General features: G+C 65.3%; 16 protein-coding genes. 4 read left to right on the top strand and 12 right to left on the bottom strand.

The window, feature by feature from the left end:
- Positions 1-49: 49 nt before the first annotated feature.
- A complete protein-coding gene (locus ACI3K3_RS02975; RefSeq protein ID WP_404911945.1) occupies positions 50-841 on the top strand; it encodes an SDR family NAD(P)-dependent oxidoreductase in 792 nt (263 codons plus the stop codon).
- 33 nt (positions 842-874) lie between these two features.
- On the opposite strand, the gene ACI3K3_RS02980 is transcribed toward ACI3K3_RS02975, so the two are convergent.
- The 12 genes from ACI3K3_RS02980 to ACI3K3_RS03035 all read right to left on the bottom strand — a co-directional run bounded on the left by ACI3K3_RS02980 (position 875) and on the right by ACI3K3_RS03035 (position 11,912).
- Positions 875-1,249, bottom strand: coding sequence for an EthD domain-containing protein (locus ACI3K3_RS02980; protein ID WP_404911947.1), 375 nt, complete (start codon positions 1,247-1,249; stop codon positions 875-877).
- A 112-nt stretch (positions 1,250-1,361) separates the two neighbouring features.
- The gene (locus ACI3K3_RS02985; RefSeq protein WP_404911948.1) at positions 1,362-2,084 is read right to left on the bottom strand and encodes a hypothetical protein; all 723 of its coding nucleotides are present in this window, start codon (positions 2,082-2,084) and stop codon (positions 1,362-1,364) included.
- A gap of 5 nt (positions 2,085-2,089) precedes the next feature.
- The gene (locus ACI3K3_RS02990; protein WP_404911949.1) at positions 2,090-3,304 is read right to left on the bottom strand and encodes a toxic anion resistance protein; all 1,215 of its coding nucleotides are present in this window, start codon (positions 3,302-3,304) and stop codon (positions 2,090-2,092) included.
- Between the two features lie 90 nt (positions 3,305-3,394).
- Entirely contained in the window at positions 3,395-4,231 is an 837-nt protein-coding gene (gene fdhD, locus ACI3K3_RS02995) for a formate dehydrogenase accessory sulfurtransferase FdhD (RefSeq protein ID WP_404911951.1), read from the bottom strand.
- A gap of 31 nt (positions 4,232-4,262) precedes the next feature.
- Positions 4,263-5,201 carry a formate/nitrite transporter family protein gene (locus ACI3K3_RS03000; protein ID WP_404911953.1) on the bottom strand — a complete coding sequence of 313 codons (939 nt, stop codon included), beginning with the start codon at positions 5,199-5,201 and terminating at the stop codon, positions 4,263-4,265.
- Between the two features lie 51 nt (positions 5,202-5,252).
- Entirely contained in the window at positions 5,253-6,242 is a 990-nt protein-coding gene (locus tag ACI3K3_RS03005; RefSeq protein WP_404911954.1) for an aldo/keto reductase, read from the bottom strand.
- 2 nt (positions 6,243-6,244) lie between these two features.
- Positions 6,245-7,201 (bottom strand): Gfo/Idh/MocA family oxidoreductase, encoded by a 957-nt coding sequence (locus ACI3K3_RS03010; protein WP_404911956.1) that lies wholly within the window; start codon positions 7,199-7,201, stop codon positions 6,245-6,247.
- Positions 7,202-7,271: 70 nt separating this feature from the next.
- Complete coding sequence (locus tag ACI3K3_RS03015; protein WP_404911957.1) at positions 7,272-8,171, bottom strand: class III extradiol dioxygenase subunit beta; 900 nt, start codon at positions 8,169-8,171, stop codon at positions 7,272-7,274.
- A 1-nt stretch (position 8,172) separates the two neighbouring features.
- Complete coding sequence (gene ligA / locus ACI3K3_RS03020) at positions 8,173-8,646, bottom strand: protocatechuate 4,5-dioxygenase subunit alpha (protein ID WP_404911959.1); 474 nt, start codon at positions 8,644-8,646, stop codon at positions 8,173-8,175.
- Positions 8,643-9,668 (bottom strand): amidohydrolase family protein, encoded by a 1,026-nt coding sequence (locus ACI3K3_RS03025; RefSeq protein WP_404911960.1) that lies wholly within the window; start codon positions 9,666-9,668, stop codon positions 8,643-8,645. Before ACI3K3_RS03025 ends, ligA begins: the two co-directional genes overlap by 4 nt.
- A gap of 2 nt (positions 9,669-9,670) precedes the next feature.
- Positions 9,671-10,534, bottom strand: coding sequence for a DUF1932 domain-containing protein (locus ACI3K3_RS03030; protein ID WP_404911962.1), 864 nt, complete (start codon positions 10,532-10,534; stop codon positions 9,671-9,673).
- 223 nt (positions 10,535-10,757) lie between these two features.
- The gene (locus ACI3K3_RS03035; protein WP_404911963.1) at positions 10,758-11,912 is read right to left on the bottom strand and encodes a LysR substrate-binding domain-containing protein; all 1,155 of its coding nucleotides are present in this window, start codon (positions 11,910-11,912) and stop codon (positions 10,758-10,760) included.
- Between the two features lie 101 nt (positions 11,913-12,013).
- Between ACI3K3_RS03035 and ACI3K3_RS03040 the strand changes: the two genes are divergently transcribed.
- The 3 genes from ACI3K3_RS03040 (at position 12,014) to ACI3K3_RS03050 (ending at position 14,381) form a co-directional block, all read left to right on the top strand.
- Entirely contained in the window at positions 12,014-13,087 is a 1,074-nt protein-coding gene (locus ACI3K3_RS03040; protein WP_404911965.1) for a 4-oxalomesaconate tautomerase, read from the top strand.
- A 116-nt stretch (positions 13,088-13,203) separates the two neighbouring features.
- Positions 13,204-13,713, top strand: a complete 510-nt coding sequence (locus ACI3K3_RS03045) for a cytochrome c (protein ID WP_404911966.1) — start codon at positions 13,204-13,206, stop codon at positions 13,711-13,713.
- On the top strand, positions 13,710-14,381 hold the full coding sequence (locus ACI3K3_RS03050) for a cytochrome b/b6 domain-containing protein (RefSeq protein ID WP_404911968.1): 672 nt from the start codon (positions 13,710-13,712) through the stop codon (positions 14,379-14,381). Before ACI3K3_RS03045 ends, ACI3K3_RS03050 begins: the two co-directional genes overlap by 4 nt.
- Positions 14,382-14,432 lie beyond the last annotated feature (51 nt).

Consider the following 14,432-nt stretch of genomic DNA (forward strand, 5'->3'; position numbering starts at 1 on the left):
GGTTACCGTTCCGCACGAAAGCCCGATCAGGGGACTTGAAGGAGAGGACATGAGCGGAACCGTCATCGTCACGGGAGCAGCCGGAGGCATGGGCCGCCCCGTTGCCGCCCGTTTCGCCGCACAGGGCCGACCCTTGTTGCTCTGCGACGTGAATGCCGAGAGGCTGGAGGCCGTGGCCGCCGAACTGCGCGAGGGCGGCGTCCAGATCTCCACGCTGGCGGGGGATATCGCGGCACCGGAGTTTCCGCAGCGGCTGCTCGACGTTCTCGGCGATGCCGCGCTGTTCGCGCTGGTCCACACCGCCGGCCTCTCGCCGACGATGGCGGAGGCGCCGCGCATTCTCGAAGTCAATTACTTCGCCACGGAAAGGCTGGTGGCGGCGCTGCTTCCCCGCTTCGAGGAAGGCGGCTGCGCGGTGCTGGTCTCGTCGATGTCGGCCTATCTCATCGCCGATGCCGCGATGGTCGCTGCCGTGCAGGATCTCGTCGGGGGGAACGGGCGCGAGGGCGTGGATCGGTTCGCCACCAATCCGGGCCTCGGCTATACCCTGTCGAAGCGCGCGGTGATCGGCCTGGTCGGGCGCGAAGCCGCCGCCTTCGGCGCGCGCGGCCTGCGTATCACCTCCATCGCGCCGGGCTTCATCGATACCGAAATGAGCCGTGCCGAAGCCCGCGCAAGCGAGCAGATGGTGCAGATGATGGGCATCACGCCCCTTGGCCGTCAGGGCCTTGGCGACGAAATCGCCTCGGTCGCGGAATTCCTCTGCTCGCCGGGCGCATCCTATGTCAGCGGATGCGACATTAAGGTCGATGGCGGAATACTGGGTCGGCTGGGGCTCTGAGGATCGCGGGCCGGTACTGAAACGGAGCCAGCCTCAACCCGGCAGCCGGGCGCCGCTTTCGCACTCCACCACGGTGGCGATCCGGAACGACGCGCGATCGAACAGGTTGCGCTCGTCCGCCACGATGTCGTCCGGCATCAGGCTTGTGGTGATATAGTTCAGGGTGGCGCGATAGATCGCCTCATCCTCGAACCACAACTCGGTGATGACGTCCGGTGCATCGAGGAATTCACCGGTTTCCGGATGCGGTTGCGGGTCTATGTAGCGGCGGAGGTAACGGCTGACGCCGCGCGAATAGCGCTCGGCAAGCGGCGCATGGCGTGTCTCGTAATACTCGCGGAACTGTTCGACGGTAAGGTCCGGCCGCCGCTTTATGAACAGCAGGATCTTGTAAAATCGCAAGTCCATCGCGCGCATCTCCTCGCCCCACTAAGTGGCGAGACTAGCAGCCGATCGCGCCGGCCGCACCGTTGCAGCCGACCGCCGAGGCGATGAGAATACCGGCGGTCAGCCCGACGGTTCAGGCGTCGTCGCGCGCGTCGATATATTTGGTTTCCAGGAACCGTCCACGCGTCGCAAGCGCGTCGAGATCGTTGCGCGACAGGTCGAGGCTCATCGCTTCGATCTGCCCGGCAATGACGTTGAGCCCCTCCACCAGTTGCTGCGAGGGAGTGGAGCCGCCCGCGTGGGGCTTGTTGCGCAGTTCGGCGGGGATCCGGGCATAGCTGTCCACCAGCGAGGGCAGATGTTCGGACAGCAGCTTGCGCACCTCGCGCGCGGCGGGGCCGGTGTCTTCCAGCGTGGCGAGCTGCGGGGCAAGCTGCTCGAGCCTTACGCCGATCATGTCCACGGCATCCACGGCGGCGTTGGGCAAGGCGCGGCGGCGGTTTTCCAGCCAGATCTCGGTGGAGCCCGCCAGTTCCGGCAGGCTCGCACTGCCGAGATGCTCTGCGCGCAGCTTGGGCGTGGACGGATAGATCGAGAGGACGATGAACACCGCAAAGGCCAGAAGCGTGGTCAGCACGGTGGTGACGAACGACAGGCCTCCGAGGATCAGCCCCGCCGTCAGAGCGACGATGAATATCCCGAACAGCGCCAGGAACGCCCGGCGCAGGCGCCGCCAGCGGAAGCTCCAGCGCTCCTTGCGGGCATTGTAGAGCCGCGCGGCGCGCTGGCGGCGCGCGGCGCGGATGATCTCCTGGTTCAGGGCGCTGCGGTTTCCGGTCGTGGGAAGCTGGGCCATGGCGGTCAGTCGAGCGCCTCCAGCATCGCCTTCGCCGTCTTGTCGCTACCCAGCGCGGTGCCCTCGGCCTGGCCCTGGGCGCGGGCGATATAGGCCTTGGACTTGGTGACCTCGCCTTCCAGCGACTGGACGGTCTGCTTCATGGAATCGAGCGCCTGCATCTTGAAGGTGTCGATCGAATCCATCGTATCGTAGATGTTCTGGAAGGCGCGGCTGAGCGTTTCCAAGGGGATCGTGGAATTCGCCGCCTGTTCGTGGATGCGGGCGGTGTTGTCCTTGAGCATCTGGCCGGTGCCGTCGATGATCCGCGCGGTGGTGGTGTTGAGCGCGGTGATCTGGTCCAGCACCAGCTTCTGGTTGGCCATCGCCTGCGCCACCGTGACGGCCGTGCGCAGCGCGCCGACCGTGGTGGTGGAGGCGCGATCCACGCCCTTGATCAGTTCGACGTTGTTCTTCTTCACCAGATCGAGCGCGAGGTAGCCCTGCACCGAAACCGCCATCTGCGTCAGCAGGTCCTGGGTGCGCTGGCGCACGTAGAACAGCGCGCTCTCGCGCACGGCCTTGGCCTTCGCGGGATCGACATGATCGAGATCGGCGGCCTTCTGCTCCAGCGTCTCGTCCAGCGCCTTCGACATGAAGATCATCTGTTCAAGCTTGCCCATCGCCGCCCAGAGGTTCTGGCGCTCCACGTCGATGGAGGCATTGTCCATCAGCAGTTCGTCCTTGCCGCCCTGGAGCCGGGCGAGGATCGCGCTGATATGGCCCTGCGCGCTCTGGTAGCCGTCGAAGTAATTGCGCAGCTTGTTGCCCATCGGGATGATCCCGAAGATCTTGCGGCGCGACAGCAGATCGCCCTTGGTGGAGGGGTCAAGGTCTTCCACGGTGCGGCGCAGCTCGGCAAGGTCGGCGCCGACGCCGGCGTCCTTGTCCATGGCGCGCACCGGCCGATCGAGGAAGCGGTTGGACTGGCCCGACGCCTCGGAGATTTCCTTGCGCCCCATGCTGGTGATCTGGTCCACGCGGCGGCCGAATTCGGGCGAGTTCACGTCCTGCGAGACAAGATCCTCGACAAATTCATCGACCCGGACCTGCAGCTTGGACTTCTGCTCATCCCCGATCGGAACCAGCCCGGCTGCCTTTTCCGGCTGCACGACGGGCACGGGATCGGGTGGCGTCAGCTTGAGTTCGCCAGCGGTCGCCTGATCGGTCGTGGTGGCCATCGAAGAAAATCCCGTCCTTCAAAAATGATGTCGTTGTTCGTGAATCTAGGTTTGCAGGAGAATACTGCAAGCAAAACAGGAAAGCCCGCGTTACGGTTCGACGAGGCCGGTGGCACTTTCGTCGGCCTCTTCCCCGTCCGGTATCGTCAGCATCGTATCGTCCCGCGCCACGAAGCACAGCTTCAGGCCCGCCGCCCGCGCGCGATGGACCGCCAGGTTGGTCGGCGCGGAAATCGCCACCAGCATCGGGCATCCGGCGCGCGCGGTCTTCTCGACCAGTTCGTAGGAACAGCGCGAGGTGACGATCATGAAGCCCTGCCCCGCGTCGATACCTTGCTGGGCCAGCGCGCCGACCAGCTTGTCCAGCGCATTGTGGCGTCCCACGTCCTCACGCACAGCCACAAGGCTGCCGTCCTCGTTGCAGAAGGCGGCAGCATGGGTCGCCCTCGTTTCCCGCCCCAGCGCCTGCGCCGTTCGCAGGGCATCGAGCCCGCGCCGGATGGCTTCCGGCGAAGTCTCGCTCATCCGGGGAAGCGGCGGCAGCGGCCTCAGCGCGGCTTCCACCCCTTCGATCCCGCAGATACCGCAGGAACTGTCCCCCACCCGCCGCCTCGCGCGCTCGACGATAGCACCGAGGCGTTCAGGCGGCAGGTTCACCCGCGCGACATAGCCGGTGCCCCACGCGCCGTTCTCTACCGCATGAACCGCAACCTCGCCCACTTCCTCTGCCTGCGCGAGCCCTTCGGCCATGAGAAAGCCGGTGACGAAATCCTCGATATCCTCGGGCGTTGCCATCATGACGGCATAGGCGATGCCGTTGGTCTCGATGGCAATGGGGGCCTCCATCGGTACGGCGAATGGCTCGGCCGCGTCGAAGTCTGGGCCGTAGGCATTGCGTCGGACGATGATCGTCTCGGAACCGTTCATTGTGCCCTACTACCGTGCCTCCGGGGCAAGGTCATCCCGCATCGATCTCCGCCTTGATTTGACCGAAGGCCAGCAGCGCGAAAAGGCATGTGCCGCCGATCACATTGCCTACCAGCGTCGGAGCGAGATGCACCGCGAAAGCATCGAAGACCGGCAGTTCGCCGTGGAGGACGAGCAGGAACATCTCCGTCGATCCCGCAACCACATGGGCAAAGCCGCCTGCCGAGATCAGCCATGCGAACAACGCGACGACGAAGATCTCGAAGCCCTTCGAACTGGGCAGCATCCAGACGAAGGCGGCGATGAAGAAGCCCGCCGGAACGCCGTCCAGCAATGCGGTGAAGCCCTTTGCCTCGGCTGCCTTGCGCGATACCTCCAGCATGCCCGCAACGGTGGGATGGGTCGGATCGGCAAAGAGATCGACCAGCAGCGCCGTCAGGAACGTGCCGACGAGATTTGCCGCCAGCACGATCGTCCACAGCCGCGCCGTTCGCCAGAGCCGGTCGAGGTTGGGCCCGGCGAGCAGCGGCAGGACCGCCGTCAGCGTGTTCTCGGTGAATAGTTGCAGGCGCGAAAGCACCACGAGCACGAAACCCATGGCATAGCCGAAGGCCGCGATCAGTTCACGCTGGGGGTGGGACTGGAAGGCGTTGTGCAGCAGCCCCTGCGCGAAGACCGAGGTGGAAATGCCGATCCCGGCTGCGATCCCAGAGAACCACAGCGACATCGCCGGGCGATGCAGTTCCTCTTCCCCCTCTCGCCGGATCACCGAGAAGACGGTGATCGCGGAAAGTCGCAAGTTGTCCTTGATCTGCCCGCGTTCGTGGCCGGTCAGCCCGGATTCGTCCCGCTCGATATCGCGATCGGTTTCCTGCCTCTCGGGATCCTCGTGCGAGAGATCGCGCTCATCGTCCACTTCGGCGTCGTCTGAGTCGGGCGCTTCGGGGTCGGTTGGGGCGGCATTGTCCATGCCGTCAGAACCGCCCCGGAGGCCCTATGTTCCGTCAGCGAGGAACGCGTTTCAAACGTAGTCCTCGGTATCGATGCTGGGCTTGATCATGTCCGGGTAGCGATGACCGGCAATGGTCTGCTGGTTCATCAGCGCGCCCGCCTGCTCCAGCACGGCGGCGTCGATCGTGAGATCGGCGGCGGCATGGTTCTGGTCGAAATGCGGGATCGATCGGGTGCCCGGGATCGCATGGACGTGCTCGCCCTGCGCCAGCACCCAGGCGAGCGCGAGCTGCGCCGGGGTTGCCTGGACCGAAGCGGCCAGAGCGTTGAACTCCGCGATCAGCGCCAGGTTGTGCGCCCAGTTCTCGCCCATGAAGCGCGGGAAATTGCGGCGCAGATCCTTCTCGGTGAGCGTGTTCACATCGGTCAGCTCACCGCCCAGCGCTCCGCGCGCGACCGGCGAGAAGGCGACGAGCGCAATCCCGAGCGCGCGCGTGGCGGCCATCACGCCCAGTTCGACGTTGCGGGTCCAGAGCGAATATTCGGTCTGCACCGCCGCCACCGGATGCACGGCATGCGCCTCGCGGATATGCGCGGCGGACCATTCGGACACGCCATAGGCGCCGATCTTGCCCGCCTCGATCGCGCGCGCCATGGCGCCCACCGAGTCGGCAATCGGCACCTTCGGGTCGAAGCGGTGCATGTAGAACAGGTCGATATGATCGGTGCCCAGCCGCTTCAGGCTGGCGTCGAGCGAGGCGGTGATGCTCTCCGGCGCGCAGTCGATCCCGCGGCGGGCGCCGTCGATCAGGATGCCGGTCTTGGAGGCCAGGAGGAACTCGCCCCGGCGGTCCATGATGGCTTCGCCGAGGATCTCCTCGCTCAGCCCCATGCCGTAGATGTTGGCGGTGTCGAAGTGATCGCAGCCTGCGTCCAGCGCATGGCGGAACAGACGGACCGCCTCCTCGCGAGACGGCGGATTGCCGTAGGCCCAGGCCACATTCATGCAGCCGAGACCGACGGAGTGGACCGGACGGCCCGCGAGGAGGCGCTTTTCCATGATCAGGACCAGCCGTCCTGCGCTTCAAGGCTCTCAGCCAGTTCGCCGATCACGCGGTAGCAATCGAGCACCTTCCCGACCGACGAGTTGGGCTCACGCCCTTCGCGGATGGCGGCGACGAATTCGCGGTCCTGCAGCTCGATGCCGTTGTTCGACACCGTGACGCCGGTGAGGTCGATCGGCTCTTCACGGCCGTTCACCAGATCGTCGTAACGCGCGATGTAGGTTTCGCTGTCGCCGATGTAGCGGAAGAACGTGCCGAGCGGGCCGTTGTGGTTGAACGAGAGCGAGAGCGTGCAGATCGCGCCGGTTTCCGCCTTCAGCTGGATCGACATGTCCATGGCGATGCCCAGTTCGGGATGCTTCGGGCCCTGCAGCACGTTGGCGGCGACGATCTTGCCCGACTGGTAGGCGAACAGGTCGATCGTGTGCGCGGCGTGGTGCCACAGCAGGTGGTCCGTCCACGAGCGCGGCTGGCCCTTGGCGTTCATGTTCTTGCGGCGGAAGAAGTAGGTCTGCACGTCCATCTGCTGGACGTTGAACTCACCCGCGGTGATCTTGTTGTGCACGTACTGATGCGAAGGATTGAAGCGGCGGGTGTGGCCGACCATGCAGACCAGCCCGGTTTCCTTCTGCTTGGCGACGACCGCCTCGGCATCGGCCCAGCTGTCCGACAGCGGAATCTCGACCTGGACGTGCTTGCCGGCGTTCATGCAGGCGATGGCCTGCTCGGCGTGCATCTGCGTGGGGGTGCAGAGGATCACGGCATCGACGTCCGGCAGCGCGAGCGCTTCGGCCAGATCGGTGCCGGAGTGCGGCGCGCCATACTTGGCGGCCACTTCCGCAGCCTGCTCGGCCGAGCGGCTGATGACCGAGGCGATCTCTACGCCGTCGATGTTCTTGAGGCCGTCGAGGTGCTTTTCACCGAAAGCGCCGGCGCCTACGAGGGCAATACGCATGGGAATCTCCTTGGGGTGTCTGTCAAAGACAAAGGGCGTGCCGGCGTCAACCACCGGCACGCGGGATCGATCAGTCTACGAGATGTTGCGAGGCTGCGCCTTCGACGGTGGTCGAGGGTGGCACGTCGCCGTTCACCGGCTCCAGCACGATGTGGCCAACCGCCGTGTTGCTGGCGGGCACATGATAGAAACGACGCAGTTCGCGCGTTTCCTTGCCCAGCGCACCGCGCATGATCAGCCACATGACCATCTCGATGCCTTCGCTGCCGGTTTCGCGCAGGTATTCGATATGCGGAATGCACCGCAGTTCCTGCGTGTCGCCCGACAGCTTGTCGAGGAACATCTGGTCCCACTCGCGGTTGATGAGGCCGGCGCGCGGGCCCTGAAGCTGGTGGCTCATGCCGCCGGTGCCCCAGACCTGCACGTTGAGATCCTCGTCGAAGCTCCCGACAGCGCGCGCGATCGCCTCACCCAGCGCCCAGCAGCGGTTGCCCGAGGGCGGCGGATAAGTGACGACGTTGACGGCCAGCGGGATCACCTTCACCGGCCACTTGGCAGGCTTGCCGAACATCATCGACAGCGGAACGGTAAGGCCGTGATCGACATCCATCTCGTTGATGATGGTCATGTCGAACTCGTCCAGGATCAGGCTCTGCGCGATGTGCCAGGCAAGGTCCGGATGGCCTTCCACCACGGGCACTTCGCGCGGGCCCCAGCCCTCGTCCGCCGGCTTGTAGCTTTCGCCGCAGCCGATCGCGAACGTCGGGATGATCTTCATGTCGAAGGCCGAGGCGTGGTCGTTGTAGACCAGGATCACGACGTCCGGCAGGTTCTCCGCTTCCCACTTCTGCGTGGGCGCGAAGCCTTCCTGGATCGGCTTCCAGTAGGGATCTTCCCACTTGTCGAAGTCGCTGGCGACGCCGAGCGCCGGGATGTGGCTACAGGCGATGCCGTGCGTAATGCGGGCCATCTTAGCGAGACTCCTTAGTGGCCGCTCCGCCTTCGGCGTCACGGTTGGCCTTGATCGACCGCACGCCCTCGGGCGAACGGCCGCCGGCGATCATCATCGCCTGATAATCCTCAACCGACATGCCGGTCATCGTCGACACGGCCTGAAGGAAGCTCAGGCCGTCGGTCGAAAAGACCTTGGCGAGGAAGTAGATGTTGCCGCCAAGGTCCAGCAGGCGGTTGTAGTCGCGCGCGAGCACGGCCAGCTTCTGGTCCTCCGTCATCGGCCATTCGTCGAGGTAGGCGCGCTCGTCCGCCTTCCAGCGCTCGCGGTTTTCCGCCTTCATCAGGCTCATCGCGAACTGGTTCAGGTGATAGCCCTGCCGCGCGCGCTTCGCCGTGTAGACGCGCGTGCCCGGAATATCGTCGAACTCACCGAGATAGGCGTGGATGTCGATGGGACCACCAGCGTTCTCGCAAGGGTTTTTATCCGTCACAGGCCTCGGTCCTTCAGCTTGGCGTCAAGGCGCGGGAAGACCTTGCGCACATTGCCTTCGAAGATCGCGTGGCGCTCCTCGTCCGAGATGTCGAGCGCGTCGACATAGCGCTTGGTGTCGTCGAAGTAGAAGCCGGTCTGCGGGTCGATCCCGCGCACCGCGCCGACCATTTCGGATCCGAACAGGATGTTCTTGTTGTCGATCACGTCGGCCAGCAGGTTCACGCCCGGCTGGTGGTAGACGCAGGTATCGAAGAACACGTTGTTCATGATGTATTCGTCGAGCGAAGGCTTCTTCAGCATGTCGGCCAACCCGCGATAACGGCCCCAGTGATACGGCACCGCGCCGCCGCCGTGCGGGATGATGAAGCGCAGCTTGGGGAACTTCGCGAAGAGGTCACCCTGCATCAGTTGCATGAAGGCCACGGTGTCCGCCGCGATGTAGAAGCCGCCGGTGGCGTGCATCGCCGGGTTGCACGAACCCGAGACGTGGATCATCGCCGGAACGTCCAGCTCGCTCATCGCCTCGTAGATCGGGAACCAGTATTCGTCGGTCAGCGGCGGATGCTCGAAGTGGCCGCCGCCCGGATCGGGGTTGAGGTTGCAGCCGATGAAGCCGAGTTCCTCGATGCAGCGGCGCAGTTCCTTCACCGAGGCGGAAAGGTCCGCCTTGGGGCTCTGCGGCAGCATGCACACGCCCACGAACGTCTCGGGGAACATGTTCACCACACGGGCGATAAGATTGTTGCAGTGGACCGCCCAGGCCTCGGAAACCGCCTGGTCGCCGACATGGTGCGCCATCGCGCTGGCGCGCGGGCTGAACACGGTAAGATCGGCGCCGCGCTCCTTGATGAGGCGAAGCTGGTTGTCCTCGATGGTCTGGCGGATCTCCGCATCGGAAATCTCGGGGTACGGCGGCGCTTCCTCGCCGGCCTTGAAAGCGGCGATCTGCGCCTCGCGCCAGGCGTCATGCGCCTTGGGCAGGACGGTATAATGTCCGTGACAGTCGATGATGAGCGACATGCTCAATTCTCTCCCTTGAGTACGCCCGCCGCGACCGCGGCCGCAAGCTTGGCTTCGAATCCTTCGGGCGGCGGCACCAAGCCCAGCTCGCCCAGCGCCTGCTGCCAGGCGACGGTATTTTCGGTCATCAGCGGCGGAATGCCCAGCGAACGCAGCATTTCCGCAGCCTCGTCCATCTCGGCGGCGCGGCGGCGGCCGTGAACCAGCATGCGGTCGAGATTGTAGTCCGCTCGGCTTGTCCAGGGAATGGTCTTCTCGCTGGCGTCGAGCGAGGCGAGCACTTCGTCCGCCACGCCTTCGGCATGGGCGGCCATCATCATCTCGGCGGTCAGCGCCTCAAGCCCCTTGACCATGACCGAGCGCACCAGCTTGATCGCCGAAGACCGGCCGACATCGGCGCCCACGGTGCGGACATTGGTAAAGCCCACCGCCTCCAGCGCAGCCTGCGCCTCAGCGGCATCGGGGCCGGAAACCAGCAGCGGCACCTTCATCCGCGCGGGGTTGACCGGGGCAAGCACCGCGACGTCGACATAGCGACCTTTGCCGGTAGCAATAGCCTTGGCAGCCGCCCGCTTGGTGCCCGGCGCGACCGAGTTCATGTCGCAGAACAGCACACCCTCGCCCAGCAAGGGCGCGACGGCTTCCGCCACCTTCGGCGCGGCGTCTGCGGTGACGAGCGATAGCACCAGCGAGGCGCCCGAAAGGGCCTGCTCCACGCTGTCGCAGGCGGTGATGCCGAGTTCGACCATGACCTCACGGCGTTCGGGAAGCACATCGAAGGCACGAGCCTGTCCGGCCCAGTCCCCAGCTCCCGCAAACGTCGATCCGGCCTCTCCGAACCCGATAAGGGCAATGGACCTGTTCATGATCGCAGTCTGCCCCGATTGGCCGAAAGCCGCCAATTGGAACCACCCGGAAGCTATAAGCTTCGCGTAATAAGAGGGTTGAGCTTTTGCCTACCCCGCTCCGTCATCCTGAACTTGTTTCAGGATCCATCTCGCCGCCGAAGCCTTCTTGCAATCGGCAGAATGGATCCTGAAACAAGTTCAGGATGACGAGTGCCTGAGGCAGGTGGGGGACTTCAGCCCCCTACCGAGAGACCTCTCGCGCCGCCCATTCGAGATCGGCGAAGAACTCGCTCTGCATCTCGGTAGGCCGCAGCGAAGCGCGGGTGGTCATGCCGATGTGGCGCGTGAATTCGGCGGGAAGCCGCGACAGTTCGCAGAGCCATCCGGCCTCCACCTCGACCGTCACCTGATCGGGCGAAAGCACGGTGAGGAAATCCCCGCCCATCATCACCTGCCGGATCATCATCACCGACCCCGACTCCACCGGCACCTCGGGCAAGGGCACCTCGTGCTCCTCGAAATAGCGCTCGAAACTGTCGCGCAAGGGCGTTCCGCGCGGCGGCAAGGTGAAAGGATAACGTGCCACGTCGGCCGCGCCGGGATTGGCGCCTTCCAGCGGATGGCCCTTGCGCCCGTAGACCGCCGGGCGATCTTCGAAAAGCGGATGCTGGACCAGATCGCCTTCCACCAGCGGATCGCGCAAGGCGCCCACCATGAGGTCGAGCGTGCCGTTGCGCAGCGGTTCCACCAGTTCGGCGCGGGAACCTTCGACGATCGTCAGCTTCACTTTGGGCCGCCGCGACAGGAACCGCGCTACGGCGGCGGGGAGGATGCGCGCGCGGGACAGCGGCATGGCGCCGATGGCAATGCGCCGCGTCTCCAGTCCGCGCAGCGCCTCCACTTCGGACAGGCCCGCCTCCAGTTCCACTTTCGCCAGCCGAAACTCGCGCGCGAGTTGGGTGCCCGCCTCTGTGGTGATGACGAACTTCCCCTGCCGCGCCACCAGCGGTCGGCGCAGCGCCAGGGCGAGATCGTTGACCGCGCGGTGAATCGAGGGCAGCGACAGTCCGGTCTCCTGCCCGGCCCCGGCGTAGCTCCCCGTCTCCGCCAGCGCGAGCAATGCGCGCAGGCGCGACATGGTGACGTGCGGGCTCTGGATATGGGCAAGCGCCGCGCCGATGCGCGGCGCCAGGATCTCTCCGGCGCGGGTGGGGATCATGCCATCGTGACGGCGCTCGAACAGAGGCAGGCCGATCATCGCCTCAAGCCTGCCAAGCGCCTGTGTTATCGCGGGCTGACTGAGGTTTACAGCCAGCGCGGCGGCGTTCACCGTCCCCAATTCGGCAATCTTGGCGACTGCGCGCAAGTGCCGGAGGTTGAAGTTCCAGATGTCCATGGAACCACTCTTAGCCAAATCCTATCGCAGTTCCAAAGTTTCTCTTTCCCCCTGTCCTCTCGCTTGGGCAGGACGCAGTTTGCGGGAAAAGGAGAACTGCCATGAGTGCCACCGAAGCGAACCATGAAGGCGTGCGCTGCATGTGGATGCGCGGCGGCACGTCCAAGGGCGGCTATTTCCTGAAGAGCGATCTCCCCGCAGATACCGCCGCGCGCGATGCCTTTCTCCTCTCCATCATGGGCTCTCCCGATCCGCGCCAGATCGACGGCATGGGCGGCGCCGATCCGCTGACCAGCAAGGTCGCGGTCGTCAGCAAGTCCGAACGCGAGGGCATCGACGTCGATTACCTGTTCCTTCAGGTCTTCGTCGACAAGGCGCTCGTCAGCGACCAGCAGAACTGCGGCAATATCCTCGCCGGGATCGGCCCCTTTGCCATCGAACGCGGACTGGTCGAGGCCCAGGGCGATGAAACCCCGGTGGCCATCTTCATGGAAAACACCGAGCAGGTCGCCGTCGCCACCGTGCAGACGCCGGGTGGAACCGTCTCTTACCAAGGCGAGGCCGCGATCGACGGCGTTCCCGGCACCCATGCCCCAATCCCGCTGGAATTCCGCGACACCGCCGGTTCCTCCTGCGGCGCGCTGCTGCCCACCGGCAATGCGGCCGACGAAGTGAACGGCGTGCGCGTGACCCTGATCGACAACGGCATGCCCTGCGTGGTCATGAAGGCCGAGGACGTCGGCATCACCGGTTACGAAGACCGCGAGGGCCTGGACGCCAACACCGAACTCAAGGCGAAGATCGAGGCCATCCGCTTGGCCGTGGGCGAGCGGATGAACCTCGGCGACGTCAAGGACAAGTCGGTCCCCAAGATGATGCTGGTCGCCCCGCCCAAGCATGGCGGCGCAGTGACCGTGCGCAGCTTCATTCCCCACCGCGCCCACGCCACGATCGGCGTGCTCGGCGCGGTCTCGGTGGCGACGGCCTGCCTGATCGAAGGCTCGCCCGCCGCCGAAGTCGCTGAGATCCCCGAGGGTCGCCGCAAGACACTGTCGGTCGAACATCCGACCGGCGAGATGTCCTGTGTCCTCGACACGGACGAGGGCGGCGCCGTAACCAGCGCCGCCCTCCTTCGCACCGCGCGCAAGCTGATGGATGGGGTGGTTTTCGGCTGACATTTCAAAAACCATTCGCTGCATGGCAACGACAGCGGTTATCAAGCGCTTGGGACCAAGGCCGACGGGCAAAATGGACGGCCTCCCGCTCAAAGATAACTGCCAGGAGCAGCGACATGGCATCGAAGACTCTCGTCACGACCACCCTAGCCGCGTTTGCCTTTGCGGCCGCCCTGACCGGCTGCAAAGGCTCTGAACCATCCGCGACCACGACCGATGCCTCGGGCGCCCCGGTCAAGGTTGCCGACACGATCGAAGCACGCGAGGCCAATTTCAAGGCCATCGCCAAGGCCAACAAGGCCGCCAAGGAGGCGCTGGAAGATTCCGCGCCGGACTTTGCGGCCGTCTCTGCTTCCGCCACCTCGATCCAGACGGACGCGGGCAAGATCCTCGGCCTCTTCCCCAAGGGTAGCGGCAAGGAATCGGGCGAGAAGACCGAGGCCCTCCCCGCGATCTGGGAAAAGCCCGCCGAATTCACGGCCGCAGCCGACAAGCTGGCCACCGCAGCCGGCAAGCTCAAGGCCGCAGCCGACGCCAAGGATGCGGCCGCCGCGAAGCTGGCGATGGGTGAGATCGGCGGCGCCTGCAAGGGCTGCCACGAAAACTTCCGCGAGAAGAAGCAGTGAGCAGGAGCGAGGGTGCGGAAATCGTCCGCACCCGCCTCTGGGACTGGCCCGTTCGCGTGATCCATTGGAGCTTCGCCGTGCTGATTCCGGCACTCTGGTGGACGGCCGAGAATGGCGAGATGGGCTGGCACACCAGCATCGGCACGGTGCTGATGCAGCTGCTGGTGATCCGCGTGCTCTGGGGTTTCGTCGGCAGCTCGACCGCGCGGTTTTCAGGCTTCGTGCGAGGGCCGGGCGCGGTGCTGGCCCATCTGCGATCGAGCACTCACGAGCCGACGCTCGGCCACAACCCGGCGGGTGGCTGGAGCGTGCTGGCAATGCTGGGCCTCATGGCCGCGCAGGTTTCGCTAGGTCTTTTCTCAGGTGACCCCGACGACGGCACTACCGGGCCGCTCAATCACCTGGTGTCCTCCTCCACCGCCAGCCGGATGACGGAGCTGCACGGGATCGTGTTCTATCTGATCCTCGCGATGATCGTGCTGCACCTTGCCGCGATCCTCTATTACCGCGTCATCAAGCGCGACAACCTGATCGCCCCGATGCTCACCGGCTCACGCGCCATGCCTGCCGGTACGACCGGCATGGTCAAGGCTCCGGTCTGGCGGCTAGTCGCCTGCGTGGTCGCGGCGTGGCTTGTGGGCTGGATAGTCTGGGTCGGAGCAGCCTGATACGGGAACGGGGGCAGGCGCCCGGCGCCCACCCCCGTTTTCGCGCATCTG

It is taken from the genome of Novosphingobium sp. ZW T3_23 (genome assembly GCF_044987305.1).
In the GTDB taxonomy this organism is placed as follows: Bacteria; Pseudomonadota; Alphaproteobacteria; order Sphingomonadales; family Sphingomonadaceae; genus Novosphingobium.